We start from the raw sequence: 18,817 nt of genomic DNA, 5'->3' as shown, positions 1-18,817 counted from the left end.
TTGGTCGGCCGGGCACTCGATAACCGCCATCCGCATCAGACGAGTTCGTAGTGGTGCACGTCAGGTACCGGCTCTGTTCCTACGACGCGTCTGAACGCATGCCCGAACCCTCGTTCTCAAGGTTAAGTCTCCGGGATTCTCCAGGAGATTCACACATTCGAACTGACTATCCAGAGGATACGTGCGTGCCATACTTCAGCAATGAGCTATGAAGGTACGGCTGAAAGGCTCCCTCTCGTGAGTCCTATAGCCTGCCCCGAATGCCACGGCAGCTTTGACCATCACGCGGCGGGGGCCGACTGCCAGTCCTGTTCGGCCACATACCCGATTCTCGATGGAGGCTATCTCAATTTAATGCCGCATTCTTCGACAATTGCGATTGTTCCGTCCGAAGACTATCTGGCAGACCAGATAGATCGCGGGGCCGAGCGCGCCGAACGCTGGCTCGCACGCCAGCTGAGGCCCGAAGACCGCAACGCTCTGGACATCGGCTGCGGAACGGGATCCATCGGCAAGGTTATCGCCGAGTTGTTTCCGGCCATCGACGTATGGGGCGTCGACCTTCCAAGCAATCTTCCAGGCTGGCAATCCGCCGGGGTGAACCCTGAGCGCGTTGTGGCCGGATCTGCGCTTGACCTTCCGTTCGAGTCCGACATGTTCGACGTGGTCTGGTCTATCGGCGTAATTGAGCACATCGGTGAACCGGACCCACCGTCAGCGCGCGAAGCTGATCGCATGCGCTACATCAGTGAAATGATGCGGGTTCTCAGGCCGGGTGGCCGAGCAGTAATTGCGGCTCCGAACAAGTTGTTCCCGATCGATCCTGCTCATGATTGGTCAACCACTCCCTTTGATTGGTCGGCAACAGCGTTCGGCCACCGCCTTTTCGAGCGCACCCACCTGTACCCGCATGCGATATGGGGTCCGCACCCGCTAATGTCGTTCGGCGAAGTTCGACGAATGGCCCGCGCTGCCGGCGTACGCAAGATTCGACCGCTCAACATGGCAAACTATTTCGAGTTTGCGCACGTAGGTGCAGCGCGCGCTGCGTGGTTGGTGCCGGCGGCTCGCCTCTATATGAATCACCTGCCCGGCTGGCTCGGGGCAACTCCACTCGCCCCGTACCTGGCCGTCGAACTTACTTGCGCGTAGCCAGATCGGCTCACGCTCCACCGCTCGTCCGATCAGCGCGGTGTCGCCTGCTTCTTGCTCTGTCGCAGTCGAAATGAGTGCGCCAAATCGTGACTCGGCCCATCGCTCGCGCCGCTTGGGCTGAGTTCCTCTGGTGCAGATCCCCGCGTCAGCGTTTTGCAGGTCTGGGAGGGCCCTTCAAGCACTAACCCCGTAGGTCACGCGGTAGTTTTCTTACGGCGCAGGTGATGCAGAAACTCCGTGGTCGTCGTGCGATAGCGATAAACTGGAGCATATTTCCAATGCAGTACCGGCTGGAACGCCACTCTGATCGGCAGGAAGGGCCGCCGTGCGCAAGCTTGTCGAATTCATGGCACCACTGATCGACATCGCCGTCTTGCCAATCGTCCTTCTAGCCGGACTGGCACTGAAGTTCGTGCGTCGCCTTGGAATTGGTCGCCTACCGCGGGCCCGGAGACTCTTCAGAGCGCTGGGAGTGTACCCAATACGGAACCACTACTACGAGCCCCTGTTCGAGACGGATACGCTGCGCCGCCCCTTGGAAGAGGACCGGGAACTCACTGCGGTCGACCTAAACGTCGGTGGTCAACTCGAACTCTTGAAGAAGTTCTCATACAATGACGAACTGGTTGCGTTTCCGATGAATCGCGAATCCGAGTTGAGCTTCTACTACGACAATAATGCATTCGGACCCGGCGACGCAGAGATCTTCTACAACATCATTCGCCATGCCAAGCCTAGGCGAATTGTCGAAATCGGAAGCGGACATTCGACACTGATGGCCCGGAACGCCGTCGTGGCCAACGAGGCCGATGACCCATCGTACGAGTGCAGACACATCTGTATTGAGCCATACGAGAATGCTTGGTTGAAGGAATTAGACATCGAACTGATTCGTACGCCCGTCGAGCGGGTAGACCTGTCGGTTTTCGCGGAACTTGAGACGAACGACATCTTGTTCATCGACTCATCTCATATGATCCGGCCGCAGGGCGACGTGCTGTTCGAGTATTTAGAACTTCTGCCGATATTGAGCCCTGGAGTCTTCGTACACATTCACGACATCCGGACGCCCAAGGATTACTGGCCAGCTTGGCTGAATCAGGAGATGCGATTTTGGAATGAGCAATATTTGGTAGAGGCTTTCTTGAGCTTCAATAGTCAATATCAGGTCGTTGCCGCTCTGAACTTTCTCAAGCACCACCACCCGTCTGAGCTAGCGGATTCTTGTCCTGTATTCGGAAAGCGGACTGATTTTTGGGAGCCTGGTTCGCTGTGGATTCGACGCGTTTGACCAGCGACTTCACTTCGCTATCGCCGCACGAATGTTTTTTACCACGCCTTCCCACGTCAACTGTCCCGCCACGGTCGAACCGACCGTATCCAGACCCTGGCGGATGGCAGCGGCCATCTCGGCTATTGACCTCGGGTCGAAGTATGCAACGGCAATGGCTAACTCTCGAAACACCGGAATGTCACTCGCAATCACCCGCGCGCCGAGAATATTCGCCTCGATGAGAGGTAACCCGTAGCCCTCGTCCAAAGAGGGGCACACGAATAGGTCGCAATTTTCATAAAGCCATCGAAGTTCGTCGTCGGTGACGTGCCCCAAGAAAGCTACCCGCGCACTCACATCATCAGGAACCACAACTGGCGCATACGCTCCGTCAACGCTCCCAGCGATGACCAGGTGCGGCTTCGGATCGTCGCGGGCGATGTCAATGAACGCTTCGATCAGCCCGGCCAAGTTCTTGCGCACATTAAGCCGTCCAACCGCCAGAACAAATGGCACTTCGCCGGAGAGACTCGATGGCCGCCTCGGTTGGGCTTGAAGTACTCCGTCAGGTACACCCAGGCCAACTTTCACGAGTCGAGTCCGCAACTCCGGCCACACAGCGCCAATCCGAACTGTCTCCGAATTGGACGTAGTCAGGATGCTGGTAGCCCACCGGAGCGATGGGCGTATTCCACTCAGGTAGAGCAGTTCCGCCTTCGTAAACCACTCAGGATTCGTCACGAAGAGCGCATCATGTACGAGCACCACCCTTGGAGCCGTCGACAACGGCGGACAGAAGTTCTGCGTGAGTACGGCGTCGTATCTGCCGCTACGCACTGCGATTGTGGCAACAGCTAGGGCATGGTAGCGAGCCCACCTCGGGTAGTGGCTGACTTTGACTTTGAGCTTCGCCTGTTGGGCATCTGCTCGCACCACTGAAATATGGCGACGCTGAGTACGCAGTTCCAATTCGTCATCAGGAAACGCGCGCGACCAACCGGCAATCAATCCCCGCAACACATTTCGACCCGAACGCGGCCCGTCGACCCACCAGTGCGCGTCAAAGAGGATTCTCACGATCAGGGCATTCGGAAGACTCGGCGTGGTTGTGACAGCGCCGGGGCGGGGCCGTCACAACCACTATCCAACGCCGGCCGGATACGCCGAGCTTGAGGTACACGGCCGCACCGCGCGGTCGAACCTTGATTACCGTCGGGCATCGATCGACCTCAATGCGACGTACGCTCCTCTCGGCAGCGCAGTTCAGGGCTGTTTAGGGGATCCCCACCTACACCGTCAGACGGACGTGACCACCAGTGGCGGGAGGTATGGCGGTTCGGAGAGCTGGCTGGCGGCATCCCGCTTCTTGAACCTCTACGTCGGCCAGCGAGCACGTCTTTCACATGCGCCGTCCGCATCGTCCAACGCTCATTCGGCACTGGTTCGCTTGCTTGGTTCGAAGCTCGCGGCAGATAACCGAAGCCCCAGCCGAGTACGAGGTAGACGCACAAATACACAAATGCGCCTGCAACAAAGGGCACTATCGCTGACTGCCGACTCTGAGGCATAGTCATCAGGCCAATCGGCAAGGCCGAACACGCGGCGACAAGAGCGACCGCATAGGGGCCGCCGGCCGCACGAAAATAGAATGATTGTGGGATACGTGCGCTCGACTGCATGAGCCAGAGGCCTGCCAATTTGGTGACGGGCACGCCGATCGCGATTGCTACTGTGAGGCCCACGAATCCGAAGAACTTGGTTGCGAGCACCGCGGCGATCACCTGGAGGATGCCGGCGACCGCCGTAACCTTGGCGATCATCACTGGGCGTCCCATCGCCATGAGCGTGCAAGTACAGGTCGAGGTCGACACGTTGACTGAGATGCCGATCAGCAGCGCAAGCAAGACGGCCACCACGTCCAGATGCGGCCCGTCCAACCAAACAGGAATCGCGGTGACCGCGGTCGCCGCCATCGCGAACGGAATGAGCAATGCGACAGAGGTATTGCGCCGTGTCAGATGTTCATACTCGGCCAGAATGCCGCCGACTCCACCTGACACATAGATCCGGGTCAGATGCGGCATCAGCGCAGTTCCGGGAGAAGCCCCCAAGACCTGCGCGGCCATCGCCGGCCGACTCGCAAGCTCGTAGATTCCGGCTGCAGAGGGTCCGATGAGCGCTCCAGCGACCAACTTCCCAGATTGGAACAGCAACAAGTCTCCAAGCGCCGCGATCTGCGACGATATCCCGTAAGCGAAGACCTCGCGTGCAATCGTCCAGTTGGGGACTGCGAAGGTGATTCGTCGTTCGTCAATCAAGATGACGGCGATAACGACGACAAGACCCAGAGCGATTCCCCCCAGAGTCCCGTAGGCAAATCCAATCAACGATGGTTCCACCGCAAGAACAACAACACCACCCAACGCTTGCAACGCAGACATGATTGCGACGGCAGTCAGCGGAGGCACGGTTCGACCCCTGCCGATCGATGCGGCGGCGAGCACTCTTGCAAGTAGCCCCACGAACAAAATCGCGACAGCGACTAGCAATAGCGTGCCGGCCTGCCGTGGATCTCGGAGGCCGAGCACTGGTGCGATGAGCTGTGAGGCCATCAGGGCAAGGCCGCCGAGCATCGCAGCCACGATGAACAGCGTCGCTACGCATACCGCAACGACCCTGCCCTCATTTCGCACGTCGCCTTTTGAATGAAAGACCGCCACATAGCGACTTGCTGCTCGCGATACGCCCAAATCGAACAAAGCACCATACTGCGCTATCGCGCCTGTAATGGACCACACACCGAAGTCATGCAGACCAAGTTTGAATAGCACATAGGGGGTTGTGAATAGTTGCACTCCAAAGCCCGCAACTATCGACACGACCTGGGCAGCCGAGCCCGCCTTGAGCGATTGAATACCACGAGTCGGGTGCGCCATAGCGGCCTACCACACCACGTAGCTGCACGCTGCTCGACGCGGCGAGCGATTGCGTGAAACGCATCTCGCTGTCGACAACGTGCCGCGCAACTCAGTCATCAATCGCAGCTTCGACGCTCGTAGAAGTCTGTCGCACAACATGCTTCGGCCTCGTGATGAGTGCCGCGCGGACGCGCGAGATCAATCGGGGGCCCTTCACCGAGTCGATAAGCCCCTGCGTGCTGGGCGATTCGTCCGGCAGCGTAGGTAGCCGAAATTCTGAGTGGGGACCCTGGAGGCTGGCTATCAGTTCAGCCAGCTCGAGCTGGTTGGCTGTTGGCCGTTTGCTCATAACAGGACGAACGATTTGACGGATGCGCGAATTGAAATCAACTTCCGGGCTGCATACGTTCAAACCAGATTCGGTACAGAAATCTACAAGCTGACGGAACCATTTCTCAGGACGTTCGGTGAGCTCAGCATAGTCGGTGAAGAGAACTGGGCGATGGGTGATCGAAAAAAGCATTTGGCGTGAGTGACGCTCCCATATCGCCAGGGATACATCGATGCTCACCTTGTCGCGCCGAGAGATGCTCGCAGCTACCGCGACGGGGTCGCGATATGGAACCATAGCCGGTTGCACGCCCAATACTTCATCCCAGAACGGCAGCAGCATCGGTAGCCTGGGATCTTTCCACACCCAGCCCCGCCCGCTTCCAAACGATCTCTTGAAAATCCGCGATGCACGGCTCAAGCAGTGGTATTCCGTCACCTGAACGCAGTCAGCGGGACGTGGTTTCCACCAGGTCTGTCCACTGGCAGCCAGCAGATGGTCATTGAACTCGATGAGGCTACGACTTTCCAGGTATCCGTCAGCGTTCCACTCGTCAGCCGGAAGCACATCGTTGGGCAGACGCAGCCCGGCAACTTCGGCGAACGCGGTCGCGGTCGACGTGCCGCTTCGACCAACTCCTACAACGATCAAGCCGTCCGCCATGTGCACACCTCGTTCCTCTCTCCGAAGCGTCACCACGCGGGAAGCCGACTTACTGCAGGCGCGCGCACTCCGTGCACGGTTGTCATACACATTTGACGTTCAGCCTACCGAGCTTCTTCCACTCGGGTGGAGCAATAAACACATCAATTACCAAGCACCGCAGCAGACTTTGGAGCATCGACCTGGTTCAGAGTCGCGCCGCTATTCGGGGCAACCCTTGACCAATTTCCAGTCCCAATTGGGGTGGGCGGAGTGGTTCGTCGTGCACCACGCTTGTCCTTCTGGAGTGTTTGTCCGCCACCACTCCAAGATCTTTTCCTGCTTTGCATGGCGGCCTTCGGGGCTGCCGGCAGAATTGCCGGGGTGGGTTGCATCAGCGACTGCGGCCGTGCAATCCAACGATAGAAGTAACTTGGCCGGGATGTTGGCCGAGCCGAAGTGCGAGGCCGGACGAAGCACCTGATTGATCACGATGCAATCGTTTCGGGACAGCTCGGTTCCGAAGGTGGTTGAGATCTCCGACGCAAACTTCCATTGCGATAACATCGCCGCTGCTTCGCCGTATGTCTTTCCCACCATGGACGGGATCGTGGCCGTGGCTACGCCAGCGCCCGCCAACGCCCCAACCATCAGTGACAGTGTCAAAGCGAAACCGATTGTCTTACCCACGAGTAGCTCCTGAAGACTTTTGTTCCGACACGTGCGAGCCCCTTGCTGAGCCCTCTCGCCGCCTCCACCCCGCCAAAGATTGGCGCAGCGGACCCGAACATCTCGCTCACGCAGTCCGAAGCAATTCCGGCGTCCTAGACCAGTGCTTCGTGACGAGCTGGGCCGTCGACTCAATATTCGTACGGCTCGAAGCGCCAAAAACCATCGATTCGATGTTGGGCAGCGAAGCCACCCACTCGATTGCCTCGTCGGCACGAATCGCCCCCGACGCGAACACCGACATCGCGACCGCGCGAAACCGCCTGTTGTGCAATGCGTCCAAATAGCTGTCTATGCCGCCGGACATCCGGAACCCAAGCTTGTTGATGCTCGTGCAGACGATCGGGTTTTCAATGCCAACAGCATCGAGAGCGATGAGAAGCCGCGGCATGTTCATGGTGATGAATCCCGGTTCCGCGTTGTACCTACTCGACACATGGTCGGCGAATATCCGGAACGCCTCGGTGAAGCCCATGCCGAGCAGAAAGTCGACGACGACGTTCTGCAGGAAGATCACCGGCGTGTTGAGACCCCTAAACATCTTCATTTCGGCATCGATCAGAAGGGTGATGACTCCCTCAATATCCTTGTTGGCGAGCGATTTTCCGCCTCGCATCGCTGCATCCAACAGTCCCTCACTGGGCAGGAACTGCCGGATGGCGCCGAATATGCCCGCTTCCGTCATCGCGTTCGCATACTTGTGTGCGTAAGGCATGCACGGGTACACGACCTGCCTAGAGTAGCGCTGCGGATCCGCCCGGAAGCGGTCAGCGACGTCGACGATTCGATCGTGGGTTGTACACATGAATGTGGTTACGTCTGCGTCATATGCCGCGTCCAGCACCGACATGATCGAATCCAACGATTGGAACCGCATGGCCTGCGTACGCGCCTTATCCTCCGACATGTGATTTACGCCGAAGAACTGGTTGTCACCGAACAAGAGACGATCCATAATCAGTACCTACTTCCTGAGTGCAATCGGTGATTGCGATGTCGATTCTTCAGACGGGTCCAGAACCCGACCGCTGCTGCCGAAAGTGATTGCTCGTCAACGATTTCCGCTTGCGCACCGAGATGGCGCAGGCCACCGTCAGTGTTGTTGCAAATGGTATTCAATACCTCATCGGTCACGCTGGCGTCGATGAAATCCGCAGTTCCCCGAACAGCAGAGTCGCCAATGCGCTTCAACCACACATCAACCTGTGCCGAATACTCCTCCCCACGAACGTAAAAGTCGACCTCATCCGTTAACTCGGTGGTGTATCGCACCGTCCAACCCTTGGCGTAGCCCTCCGGCGCATGCGCGGCATCGCGCAGATAGATTCTGAGCTCTTGGCGGTCCACTACGATCTTGCCGTTAGTGCCCCAGATCGAAATACACGTCGTCATTTTGCGATGCGATTCATCCGACCAACTGACTGAGAGTTGACCGCTGAGACCGCCGGGCCAATTGAGTGTCGTAAACACCTCATCCTCGGTTTCCGCCGAAAACACCTTGCCGAGTACGGTTCCTGAAATTGATTCCGGCCGACCGAAGTACCAGGTCAATACATCCGCTGGATGTGCGGCATAGTCATACAACGCACCGCCGCCCTCCTCCTTCTTGCTGCGCCACGTACCGCCTTTGGGCTTGAGGACCACCGGCCCGTAGGCTTCGGCCAGTACATGGGTGACAGTGCCCAGCGCCCCCGCCTCGAGAAGTCGCTTCACCTCGCGAAATGTGGCGATATGACGGTTGTGATATCCGACCTGCGTGACGAGTCGCTTGTCGCTCGCCAGTTGTGCAAGCGCGACCGAGTCGGCTGGGTCAAGGCAAAATGGCTTCTCACAAAATACGTGGATACCGCGCTCCAAACAGGTGCGCACCATCGGAGCGTGGTATTTCGATGGAGTTGCGATCACCACGGCGTCGATATCCGTTCCGTCGAGCATCGTCTCGAGATTGGAATACGTGCTGACTCCCGTATATTTCGTGAGAATATCGAGGATATACCCGCTGGAATCGCAAAGTCCGACCACGTTGGTGTCCTGATGCGCATTGATGATCGAAAAATGGGACAGACCCATTTTCCCGAGACCGACGACCCCTACGTTGACCACTGGAATTCGCTCCCTCTGAATCTTGCTCGCGACTCACGAGTACGCAGGCTTCTTAAGAGCAACGCCTCATACTGGGCGGCGACATGATCCCACGTGAACTCGCTTTCGAAGCGTGCCAGCGCAGCACGACCCATTGCCGTTGCGAGATCAGCGTTGTTCAAAAGTTCATCAATGCACTTCTCGGCCTCAGCTGACGAGTTGAAATACAAGCCGGCATCGCCTGCGACCCAGGTGTTGTACTTGTTGCCGTGCGCGATGACGGGGTTACCAGCCGCGAGCGCCTCGACAAGCGAGGGATTTGTCCCGCCAACGGTATGGCCATGCAGGTAACCGAGCGAGTGGTAACGCAGTGCCTGAACGACATGCGGATCGTAAATTGCCCCCAGGAACTCGACTTCTTCACTGGCAGCCTCCAGCACTGTTCGGTGATAGGAATCCGCGGCGTCGTTGTAGTCGCCCAGAACTGCGAGCGTGACACCCCGAGTCTTCGCCGAAAACGCTTGTACCAGTTCAAGTATCGAATTTTCAGGGAGTGGCCGCGCTACAAGGGTCAGGTACTTTTTCGGCTCCAGGCCCAGTGCACGGACCGTAGCTGTCGGCGCTTCGTCGACCCGATGCGCCCCGTATGTGATCGTAGTGATCTTGCGTTCTGGAGCTCGGGTTCTCAGGTAGGTGTTGAGCTCGGGATGATCAGCGATCAGTTCGTTTGCGAACCAGGCAGCCAGTCGTTCGTTGATATAGAGAACCGTCTGCCAGAAGATGCCCCACCGCTTACGTGACCACTCGATACCATCCATGTTGACGATGCTCGGTATACCGCGAAGCCGCAGGAGTGTGTTGAAAACCCCTGTGTTATAACCGAATGTCAGGCACACGTCCGAGTACTTGAGCGCATGTCGGATCGATAACCAGTCGAACTTCGCAGTGCCTGTGCAGCCCATATTGGGCACCGAGATGTTGACCCGCTCGATGCCATTCCAGGCGTCTTCGTAGATGGCCTGCTGATGAGCCGTCTGGCAATAGACGATTACACGCCATCCGCGGCCGACGAGGTACCGCCCGACATTCTCTGCCGCAGTCTCGAATCCGCCATACGCAGCCGGCACGCCGTGCGTTCCGAGTATGCGGACCGTCGCTCGGTCATTCAGCGGAATGGACATGAAACCTCGCGTGTTAGCAGGTCCAAGCGCACACCGTGTTGGGCGTGCTCCTGTGAAAATGCTAGGCGACGATATCGGCGGGAGAGGGCGTTTCGTCAAAGTTTTTTACCCTACCGTCAATAGCAAACCTCTGGAGCACCAGAGCAATTTGCGTATCATTTGCTACTGCTCTAGCAGAGCTTTCAGACACGAAGGGCGAAGTGGGGAGCGCGTTCGTTTCTGGCCGCCACAAGACGCTGGTAAACGAAATACCTGAGTCGATCCGAGACGTCGCCAGAGCTTTGCCTGACCGGTTGTCGTGATGCTCGTGGAGCGTAGCTGGATCAGATGTTTGCAATCTATCTGGTTACTGTTTGTAGAGCAGTAACGCCGCAGCATCCAGGCCAGCCGATGACAGCACCATGCGTCCTTGACCAGGCGCTCGGAACGCTCCCAGAGCCCGTCATCACAGGCACATACTCGGGCGCCGGCCTGACTCTTGCGCCGACGGGCTGCACGAGCTCTATGAACCGCGCCGTTACGGCAAGTTACCTAGCAACCACTAGTCGCCGGTCCCCGGCACGGCCTCGGTCATCAGTGGCGCTCCCAGCGACGCCGACCGTAGTGTCTCGGTTGCTCCTACCACCTTTGGTCAAGGCGGATAGTCGTACCGCAGGTCAGTGTTGGGGTGCAACGTGTTTCGTTCCTTCGATCGGAAGTCGGTCCTTCGCCTTCAAGAGGGGGCTTTCGATGAATCTCCACGACAAGAGTGCAGCGACGAATGTCAGCGGAACTCCGATGATCCCGAGCAAGACCGGTTCAGTGACTCCGTAATTGAACCGAATTACATTGAATATCGGGTAGTGCCAGAGATAGAGCCCGTAGCAGATCCGGCCGAAGAAGACCAACGGTGGCGACCGAAAAATGCGGTGGGGTACGGTCTGCCGCGGCAGCGCCAACGCAGTTATCAAGCACGCCGACGCCATCGTGAAAATCAGCGAGATCCCGCCGTACATCGCCCGGTTGTGTTGATCCATCGTGAATCCTCCGACAACCAGCACAACGAAGGACGGCAACGCCAAGAGCTCCGCGGCGCGCTGCAGGGTGACGCTCTGGCGCACGTGCGGCATTGCCATCGCGACACCTAACGCACAGCCGACCAGAAGAGCGTCGCCGCGCATGTCGGTACCGTTGAACAAGCGGGATTCGGACGCTCCGTGGAAAGTGAGCCAGCTACGCCAGCCCGCAAATCCAAGCGCCAGCAGCCCTATCAGCGCGACAAGCCGCATCCGCAGCCCGACGGCCCTGAGTAGCAGCGAGAGGATCACGGGCCAGACCAGGTAGAACTGTTCTTCCACCGCCAGCGACCAGGTGTGGCCAAGGTACTCGGGCATTGGAACCTCGAATGCCCGAGTCCAATTGGTCGTGTACGTTGCTGCGACCGCGGCCTGGGATAGGTGCCCGCGAAAGTTGTAGAGAGTCAGGTACGCGACGACGACAAACGTAAGAATCATCGCGTAGTTTGCGGGAAAGAGTCTAAGGAAGCGTCGGAGATAGAAGGTGGAGAAACCGACATTTCCCGTGTTGTTCCACCGCTTGAGTAGCAGCGAGGTTATCAAGTACGCGCTCATCACGAAGAACATGTCCATGTACAGGAATGCACCTGGACACCAAACACCGAAATTGAGGTGGGCCGCAAGAACGCAAAGTGTTGCGGTACCGCGAAGGCCATCGAGCCCGGGGTTATAACCGAGCGGATAGCGGCTCGGATCGTAACGGAGCCATTCAGGAAGTAGCGTCATTCAGGCCCCGCAAGCGGCCGGCTTGTCAGTCGCGAGATTCCTAGCTGCCGCTTCGAGGCGGACCCTCTGGAAATAGGAGCGACTCACGTTGACACACCTGACCCTCTGATCAACGCCCTACGGCACCCACCGCAGTACGCGGCCGGCACGATTCTCGGTCCAGCAGATCAAGCAGGTACCAGCCGTAGCCGGACTTCACCTGGCACTCGCCCCGCTCTCGGAGCTCGTCGTCGCTGAGAAATCCCTGTCGCCACGCAACCTCCTCTGGCACACCGATTTTCAGCCCACTACGGCGTTCCATGGTGCGCACGAAGTCGGCGGCGTCGGTCATGCTGTCGACCGTGCCGGTATCGAGCCACACCGTTCCCCGCGGCAGCACCTCCACATGGAGCCGACGCTGCTCCAGGTATGTGCGGTTGACGTCGGTGATCTCGTACTCGCCGCGGTCACTCGGCTTCAGTTCCCGTGCGATCGACGCCACATCGTTGTCGTAGAAATACAAGCCAGGGACGGCGTAGTTGCTCTTGGCGATCTTCGGCTTTTCTTCCAGCGATACGGCCACGCCCTGTTCGTCGAACTCGACGACGCCGTACTGACTAGGCTCGGCAACCCGATAGGCGAATATCGCCCCGCCGTCGACGTCGTTGAAGGTCTGCAATTGCGTGCCCAGGCCTGGGCCGTACAACAGGTTGTCGCCCAGGATCAGCGCGACTTTCCCTGATCCGATGAAGTCGGCACCTATGGAGAACGCCTGAGCCAGCCCGTCCGGCGATGGCTGCCTCGCGTAGGTGATCGATGCTCCGAACTGGGAGCCATCGCCCAGAAGACGCTCAAAGCTGGGCGCGTCGAACGGTGTCGTGATGACGAGAATGTCCTGAATCCGCGCCAACAGCAGCGTCGACAGCGGGTAATAGATCATCGGCTTGTCGTAAACCGGAATCAGCTGTTTGGACACACCCAAGGTGATCGGGTGCAGCCTGGTACCCGAGCCCCCAGCTAGGATGATGCCCTTCACAGGCTCATCGTGGCACGCTCAAGTCGCACATACATGGGTTATTGACGTTTGCGTTAGAGCTCTCCGGGAGGTCTACATGCGCATCCTGTTCGTCTGCACGGGCAACATCTGCAGATCCCCTACCGCAGAACGACTTTCAGTAAGGTTGGCCAGACAGATGGGCCTGCCGGACTTCGTCGCCTCCAGCGCAGGAATCGCCGCCGTGATCGGGCATCCGGTCCATCGACTCGCGGCCGAGGTCTTGGTCGGCCTCGGCGGTGACCCGACCAACTTCGCCGCGCGGCAACTGACTCCGCGCATCGCCTCCGACGCCGACCTCGTCCTGACCATGACCACGGCACACCGCATCGCGGTGCTGGAATTGGCGCCACGCCAGTTTCGGAGGACCTTCACGCTCGGCGAAGCGGCTCTCCTTGCGTCCGAATACGGCCCGCGCACGGTCTCCGAACTCGCCGCGCTACGTCTGCGACTGGCGGACCATCAGCCAGTGGAAGTCACCGATCCGATCGGCCATAGTCTCGAGGTCTTCGAAGCGGTCGGCGAACAGATCGCTGCCCTGCTGCCCCCGGTCCTCACGCTGAGTCCTTAGGCCCAGCGCGTCGCCTCGACCTCTGCCGGTAGCGGTGCATGCAAGGGCACATCGAGCCCGTCGTAGATGCCCGGCTTCTGGGTGGCGAGCCACTCGATGGCACCGAGGAGCCGGTTGGCGGCGGTGGTGTTGCCGCCGTCGGCTCGGGTCCCATCGGGTACGTCGGCCCGCACCACGATGGTCAGCTGCGGATCGCCGTCGATGATCACGCGGTGATCGCCCACGCCCTCATCGGGCTGCGGCCAGTCCGGCGCGCACGACGGGTCAATACGGGTGATGTGCTCGATGATCACGCGCTGCACACCCTGCGACCACCCGATGACCTCCAGCCGGAAGGCGCCCTGGGTGCCCGCCTCGAAGCGGCCCATGACGTTCTCGACGTCCTCGGTCAGCGGCAGCCGCTCGCAGGTCTCGGTGATGTCGTCGATCTCGATGCCGAGCCCGCGGCCGATGAGCCGGACGTTGCCGCCCCACACCATGGTCGGGATGGTCGGGATCAGCATCAGCGGCGTCTCATCCATCGAGCCACCGAAACCGCAGCGCACCCGCACCGCTTCGGGCTGGTTGTAGGTGGAGTAGTCGAAGATCTCCTGGCACCGGATGGTCTTGATCCGGGTGCACAGCCCGGCCGCCGTCACGGCAAGCGCGTCGTTGCCCCACCCGGGGTCGACCCCGCTGACCAACAACGAGGCGTTGCCGGCAGCTGCGGCGTCGGCGAGGCGCTCGACCCATTCGGCCGGCGCCGAAGCCGGGTCATACAGGGAGTACAGAGACGGCGTCACGACGTGCTTGCCGGCCCGCAGACAGCGCTCGATATCGACGATGGCCTCCTCCGGGCGGATGTCCCCGGACGCCATATAGGCCACCGCGTCGCAGTCCGCGAGGGCCGCGTCGATGTCGGTGGTGGCGACCTTTCCGGTCAGGGTGTCCAGGTTGGCGAACGTCGCCGCATCGCGGCCGGCCTTGTCCTCACTTGAGGTGATGACCGCCGCCAGCTCGAGCCCCGGGAACGCCACGGCCGATCGGATGGCCGTGGCCCCCATGTTTCCTGTCCCCCACACCACAATTCGCCGCATTTGTGCACCGTACTCCACCCCTGAGTGACTCGTCTCACACCCAGGGCAAAGAGAGCATGGGGCCCTGCCACATACCCCACCGTGACATGCCGGCACCGTTCGCAACTCCGGGCCGCTATGTACAGCGCGCATGCTTGGCGGAATTGGGAGCGTCAGTGGGCATTTTTTGCAGCGCGAAATCGAGATTGGCCTTGATTCGCGACCTCTCCGCTTCCGGCAATTCCGATGACGCCAACAATTCTTGGCAGGCATCCGCACTGTCCCGATAGTTGCCCAGCCAGTAGTCTGCGACCGCCAACTCGTCAAGACACCGCCAGGTGTAGTAGTCAAGTTCGAGAAATATTGCATCCCTCGGCTTTTCGATTTCCAAACCTGCCGCCGCGTACAGCCTGGCCGACGCCATATGGTTGTGTTCGCGCAAGTACCGCGCCAGATTTCCGACCGGCTCAGCTCTGGTCGGGCGCACGTCGTAGGCCCTCATGTACAGATGGATCACAACGGCTTCGTCGAAATTCAGACGTTCAGCGATACACGCGCACTGATACAGCGAATACCACACCTCTTCATCCCAGCCACCCATCAGGAACCGGCGCTCATACACCTCGATCGCCTTCTGCAGATTGCCGGCATCCCGATAGCTCTGCGCGAGATAGAAGGTGTACCGTGCGTTATTCGGCTCGTCTGCCAATGCCTGCTCGAGAGCGGCCGCGTCTGCCGAGTATTTCGCGACTTGCGGTGCCTGACTTCGGTGACCGTCGAAATGCCCGACGATACGCGGGCCTTCAAGTCGGCCCCCGAGTCTTTCGTCGTCGCATTGAGGGTACTCGTGCCGCACACCGACAAAGCGCCAGTTGCAGCTGTCACGGAGCATACTGTCACGCCAAAACTCATTGCTGGCAACACCGTTCGAGTGCAGCATGCTGTAGCAATCCAGGTCGAGCACAGGCCACCGAAATCCGCCCGGAACCACCAACTGTTCGTCGGCGTCGATGATCAGCATGAAATCGGCTTTGCCCCTTGCCAATTCAATCGCTTCGGTGCGGTTGGTACCAAAGTCTCGCCATGGTCGGTGGTGCAACTCACCTGGGATTCCGGCCAGCGTCTCGTTGATGAACTCAGGCGTTCCATCAGTGGAACCGGTATCGACAATCACCCAATAGTCGATCAGCCCCTTCACCGACTCCAGACAGCGGCCAATCACATGTCGCTCATCTCTGACGATCATGTTCAGGCAGACGGTCTGGGCCATTACGCCTCCTCGATAATGGACACCGGGTCCCCGATCAACCCAACTGAATATCAGCGGGGACACGCTGACCAAACGCGGGGTCGGCCGCAACAACTTCGCCGATCAGTTTCTTGCCATTCTCATCGCCCGCCCTCACCATCAGCACGCCCAAGTTGAACTTTGCGGCCTCGTTTTCAGGTTTGAGTTCGAGGACGTGACGATACAACGCCATAGCCCGGGCCGGATCAGTATCGGCGTGCATCACGGCAAGGTTGAACAGCGCGTTCGCAAACGTGGGATCAATCGTTAAGGCGATGCTGTATTCGCGCTCGGCATCGACATTCATGCCCCGAACCTGATAGAGATGCCCGAGGTTGTAATGGGCAACCGCGTTGCCGGGGTCCCGGTAAGCCGCCGTCACATACGACCCATACGCCGCATCGAGGTTCCCCAGTCGCTCCGCCTGCAACCCTTGGTCGACGATCGCGTCGCTCGACAACCCAACGAACGTGGTGAAATTTACCGGCGGCGCAACACGTTTGATGTGGTGGTAGACGATCATGGACGGCGCCTGCCGGACCGCACCGAAGCTCGACAGGAACCATTGGCTCAGCTCCGGAGTCCACGGAATATAGCTACTCATGGGCGCGACGAGTGCGACGTACTCCGCCCGATTCATCCGGGTGGCAAAGTCACGGACGAAGCCCGCCGGATAGGTTCCCGAGTACAGCGTGTGACGGTCGGTTCCGGCAACCCATTCCCCAAACGGATCGACCATCTTCGGACAGTTGGCGTCGGTTGACGTGAATCGGTCCGCGACGATCGCGTACGTGGTGACGTCCGTGACCAGACAGGAACCCGTCGGGACCGCGGCTTCAAGATCGTCCGCTGGGTTGAACGAGCCCTCCAACAGGGTGGAGGCATGTGCAGCATTCTGCACGAGCATCGCAATGCCCAGAACACCACCCACGGCGACCGCGCCGAATCGTATTGACCGCCGAAAGTGCACAGACCGAGCGAGCATTCCTATCGATATGCCGGCGGCCATACTGATGAATGCTGCGGGCAAATAGACCTGCTCCGAAAATAGCTGACCGCCCGCCATTGCCACCGCCACGACCGAGAACAATGTGGCAACGATGAACCAGTCACCCGGTCGTAATTGGGTGTACGACCGGAATAGCCAGTAGACGAAACCGACCGTCACCAATATTGCGACGGTGACGACGACAAGGTTCGACAGGTGAATCCATGACATGCCGTCAACACCAGACAATTGCCTGATTTTGAACGCTAGCGAAGCATCGCCGGACATCATGCGGCTAAATGGGGAAGTGACAACATCATTGATGAATCGACCGGGCGCCAAGGCAAAGAACGGCGAGCACACCAAGAGAAAGATGCCAACCATCGACGCGGCGAATCTGCTTGCCAACCGCACGTGCACCACAGCCACCGTAGCCGTGGCGACCAACGCGACCGGCAACGCCGCAAGGCCTAAGGTGCAGGCGAAGCCAAATGCCATCCCCGCGTATACGACGCGACGCGACACCGCGACCTCGCCGGACTCAAAGAGCAGAACGGTGCCGACCAAACAGAAAAACAGCGTGTAGGGCGCAATCAGAAGCGAGTGAGTTGCATTGAGGGCCAATGGAAACAACGCAAACAGTAACCCGGCGACAGTCGACGCTACCGGCCCGTACCGCCGAACAGCTACTGCCACCAAAGCGACGCTTGCGATCGACACGAGCACTGTGATGATTCGAGCTACTACCAGGGCCCACGACGAACCAGCAACGAGACTCAAAGCCGCGACCGGCGACATCAAGACCGAAATACCCGGAGGGTGCAGGAACACGAAACTGCTGTACGGAAAGTCACCGTGTATCAGCCTGATCGCCGAACCAAGCAGAATGCCGTCGTCGTAACCGACACCACTCTGCGCCGAACCGTGGATACCGGTCAGCCCGAAAGGTCGGGACAGCGCGTACGCACCAAGAATTGCCGCTACTACCGCGGGTCCGATCACCGACAGCTTCGCAGCCGACAGAAATTTCTCCTCGACAGGCGGCGGTGCGGGCGGAATATCAAGACCGACCAAGGTGTGCATAGTAGTCCCTTCGTTACTAATGATCTTCGCCCCGCGGGCTCATGCCCGTACTGCCAAAAAATCGTTGCGTTACAGGTCGGACACGACATGCGGCGACCGTCTTCGGTTTCACAGATTCGAATATGCACTCACCACGATCATGAACACGAGTACACGCTGCCTGTCTTCGTAAAGACCAGGCCAGCACTGAAGGTGCCAGTGTCATATTGCTTCGTACATGTTCCGCCCGTCAAAGTTGGGGCGCTTGTAATGCCCTGCCCAGTACCAGCCGTCGCGCCGGTAAGTCCGCTGATGTAGACCGGTATCCAATACGTCCCCGCCTGCGTCACAGTGGTGTTGCAGCTACCGGCCGACAACCCCGTTCCCGTGCAATTTGAGTAAGTCGGGAATGCGGTGGAGCCGGTCGCGCCCTGCGCCCCCGCCGTTCCTTGCGCCCCCGCCGTTCCCTGCGCCCCCGCCGTTCCCTGCGCCCCCGCCGTTCCCTGCGCACCCGTCGAACCCTGCGCCCCCGCCGTTCCCTGCGCACCCGTCGAACCCTGCGCACCCGCCGAACCCTGAGCGCCGGCCACACCTTGAGCACCCGTCGAACCCTGGGCACCGGTCGAACCCTGGGCACCGGTCGAACCTTGAGCGCCATCGGCACCAGCGGTGCCCTGGGCGCCGGCCAAGCCCTGCGCGCCCGTCGAACCCTGAGCACCAGTTGAACC

The 18,817-nt window shown here is 59.4% G+C and carries 16 protein-coding genes; 4 read left to right on the top strand and 12 right to left on the bottom strand.

The annotated features are described in order from the left end of the window. Positions 1-201 precede the first annotated feature (201 nt). Both ACWW1C_RS01560 and ACWW1C_RS01555 read left to right on the top strand, forming a co-directional pair. Positions 202-1,152, top strand: coding sequence for a methyltransferase domain-containing protein (locus tag ACWW1C_RS01560; protein ID WP_455981790.1), 951 nt, complete (start codon positions 202-204; stop codon positions 1,150-1,152). A 328-nt stretch (positions 1,153-1,480) separates the two neighbouring features. Next, entirely contained in the window at positions 1,481-2,446 is a 966-nt protein-coding gene (locus tag ACWW1C_RS01555) for a class I SAM-dependent methyltransferase (RefSeq protein ID WP_455981789.1), read from the top strand. Between the two features lie 9 nt (positions 2,447-2,455). Here ACWW1C_RS01555 and ACWW1C_RS01550 read toward each other — a convergent pair whose 3' ends face one another. The 9 genes from ACWW1C_RS01550 to rfbA all read right to left on the bottom strand — a co-directional run bounded on the left by ACWW1C_RS01550 (position 2,456) and on the right by rfbA (position 13,107). After that, on the bottom strand, positions 2,456-2,944 hold the full coding sequence (locus ACWW1C_RS01550; protein WP_455981788.1) for a glycosyltransferase: 489 nt from the start codon (positions 2,942-2,944) through the stop codon (positions 2,456-2,458). Between the two features lie 713 nt (positions 2,945-3,657). After that, positions 3,658-5,364 (bottom strand): oligosaccharide flippase family protein, encoded by a 1,707-nt coding sequence (locus ACWW1C_RS01545; RefSeq protein WP_455981787.1) that lies wholly within the window; start codon positions 5,362-5,364, stop codon positions 3,658-3,660. Positions 5,365-5,455: 91 nt separating this feature from the next. After that, a complete protein-coding gene (locus ACWW1C_RS01540) occupies positions 5,456-6,340 on the bottom strand; it encodes a hypothetical protein (protein ID WP_455981786.1) in 885 nt (294 codons plus the stop codon). A 201-nt stretch (positions 6,341-6,541) separates the two neighbouring features. Continuing rightward, positions 6,542-7,009 (bottom strand): hypothetical protein, encoded by a 468-nt coding sequence (locus ACWW1C_RS01535; RefSeq protein ID WP_455981785.1) that lies wholly within the window; start codon positions 7,007-7,009, stop codon positions 6,542-6,544. A gap of 106 nt (positions 7,010-7,115) precedes the next feature. Then, a complete protein-coding gene (locus ACWW1C_RS01530; protein ID WP_455984113.1) occupies positions 7,116-8,009 on the bottom strand; it encodes a hypothetical protein in 894 nt (297 codons plus the stop codon). Next, positions 8,006-9,151 carry a Gfo/Idh/MocA family protein gene (locus ACWW1C_RS01525; protein WP_455981784.1) on the bottom strand — a complete coding sequence of 382 codons (1,146 nt, stop codon included), beginning with the start codon at positions 9,149-9,151 and terminating at the stop codon, positions 8,006-8,008. Before ACWW1C_RS01525 ends, ACWW1C_RS01530 begins: the two co-directional genes overlap by 4 nt. Continuing rightward, positions 9,139-10,311 (bottom strand): DUF1972 domain-containing protein, encoded by a 1,173-nt coding sequence (locus ACWW1C_RS01520; RefSeq protein WP_455981783.1) that lies wholly within the window; start codon positions 10,309-10,311, stop codon positions 9,139-9,141. Before ACWW1C_RS01520 ends, ACWW1C_RS01525 begins: the two co-directional genes overlap by 13 nt. A gap of 656 nt (positions 10,312-10,967) precedes the next feature. Then, a complete protein-coding gene (locus ACWW1C_RS01515) occupies positions 10,968-12,092 on the bottom strand; it encodes an acyltransferase family protein (RefSeq protein WP_455981782.1) in 1,125 nt (374 codons plus the stop codon). A 109-nt stretch (positions 12,093-12,201) separates the two neighbouring features. Beyond that, positions 12,202-13,107, bottom strand: a complete 906-nt coding sequence (rfbA, locus tag ACWW1C_RS01510) for a glucose-1-phosphate thymidylyltransferase RfbA (RefSeq protein ID WP_455981781.1) — start codon at positions 13,105-13,107, stop codon at positions 12,202-12,204. 76 nt (positions 13,108-13,183) lie between these two features. On the opposite strand from rfbA, the gene ACWW1C_RS01505 reads away from it, so the two are divergent. Beyond that, positions 13,184-13,696 carry an arsenate reductase/protein-tyrosine-phosphatase family protein gene (locus ACWW1C_RS01505; protein ID WP_455981780.1) on the top strand — a complete coding sequence of 171 codons (513 nt, stop codon included), beginning with the start codon at positions 13,184-13,186 and terminating at the stop codon, positions 13,694-13,696. On the opposite strand, the gene ACWW1C_RS01500 is transcribed toward ACWW1C_RS01505, so the two are convergent. The 3 genes from ACWW1C_RS01500 to ACWW1C_RS01490 form a co-directional block, all read right to left on the bottom strand. Next, entirely contained in the window at positions 13,693-14,772 is a 1,080-nt protein-coding gene (locus tag ACWW1C_RS01500) for an NAD(P)H-dependent amine dehydrogenase family protein (protein ID WP_455981779.1), read from the bottom strand. The two genes, ACWW1C_RS01505 and ACWW1C_RS01500, sit on opposite strands and share 4 nt — an antisense overlap. A gap of 115 nt (positions 14,773-14,887) precedes the next feature. Then, positions 14,888-16,021: a tetratricopeptide repeat-containing glycosyltransferase gene (locus tag ACWW1C_RS01495; protein ID WP_455981778.1), complete on the bottom strand. Its 1,134-nt coding sequence runs from the start codon at positions 16,019-16,021 to the stop codon at positions 14,888-14,890. A gap of 34 nt (positions 16,022-16,055) precedes the next feature. Then, on the bottom strand, positions 16,056-18,101 hold the full coding sequence (locus ACWW1C_RS01490) for a tetratricopeptide repeat protein (protein WP_455981777.1): 2,046 nt from the start codon (positions 18,099-18,101) through the stop codon (positions 16,056-16,058). A 437-nt stretch (positions 18,102-18,538) separates the two neighbouring features. Between ACWW1C_RS01490 and ACWW1C_RS01485 the strand changes: the two genes are divergently transcribed. Next, complete coding sequence (locus tag ACWW1C_RS01485; RefSeq protein ID WP_455981776.1) at positions 18,539-18,814, top strand: hypothetical protein; 276 nt, start codon at positions 18,539-18,541, stop codon at positions 18,812-18,814. Positions 18,815-18,817: the final 3 nt, after the last annotated feature.

The sequence above is a fragment of the Mycobacterium sp. HM-7 genome, from assembly GCF_053852335.1.
Note: the sequence above shows the minus strand (reverse complement) of the source record. Positions and strands in the feature narration are given on the sequence as shown.

Bases quoted from the DNA above. Each gene is read 5' to 3' on its own strand.
- ACWW1C_RS01560 (WP_455981790.1), top strand. From the start codon at position 202: ATGAGCTATGAAGGTACGGCTGAAAGGCTCCCTCTCGTGAGTCCTATA.
- ACWW1C_RS01545 (WP_455981787.1), bottom strand. From the start codon at position 5,364: ATGGCGCACCCGACTCGTGGTATTCAATCGCTCAAGGCGGGCTCGGCT.
- ACWW1C_RS01540 (WP_455981786.1), bottom strand. From the start codon at position 6,340: ATGGCGGACGGCTTGATCGTTGTAGGAGTTGGTCGAAGCGGCACGTCG.
- ACWW1C_RS01520 (WP_455981783.1), bottom strand. From the start codon at position 10,311: ATGTCCATTCCGCTGAATGACCGAGCGACGGTCCGCATACTCGGAACG.
- ACWW1C_RS01515 (WP_455981782.1), bottom strand. From the start codon at position 12,092: ATGACGCTACTTCCTGAATGGCTCCGTTACGATCCGAGCCGCTATCCG.
- ACWW1C_RS01505 (WP_455981780.1), top strand. From the start codon at position 13,184: ATGCGCATCCTGTTCGTCTGCACGGGCAACATCTGCAGATCCCCTACC.
- ACWW1C_RS01500 (WP_455981779.1), bottom strand. From the start codon at position 14,772: ATGCGGCGAATTGTGGTGTGGGGGACAGGAAACATGGGGGCCACGGCC.
- ACWW1C_RS01495 (WP_455981778.1), bottom strand. From the start codon at position 16,021: ATGGCCCAGACCGTCTGCCTGAACATGATCGTCAGAGATGAGCGACAT.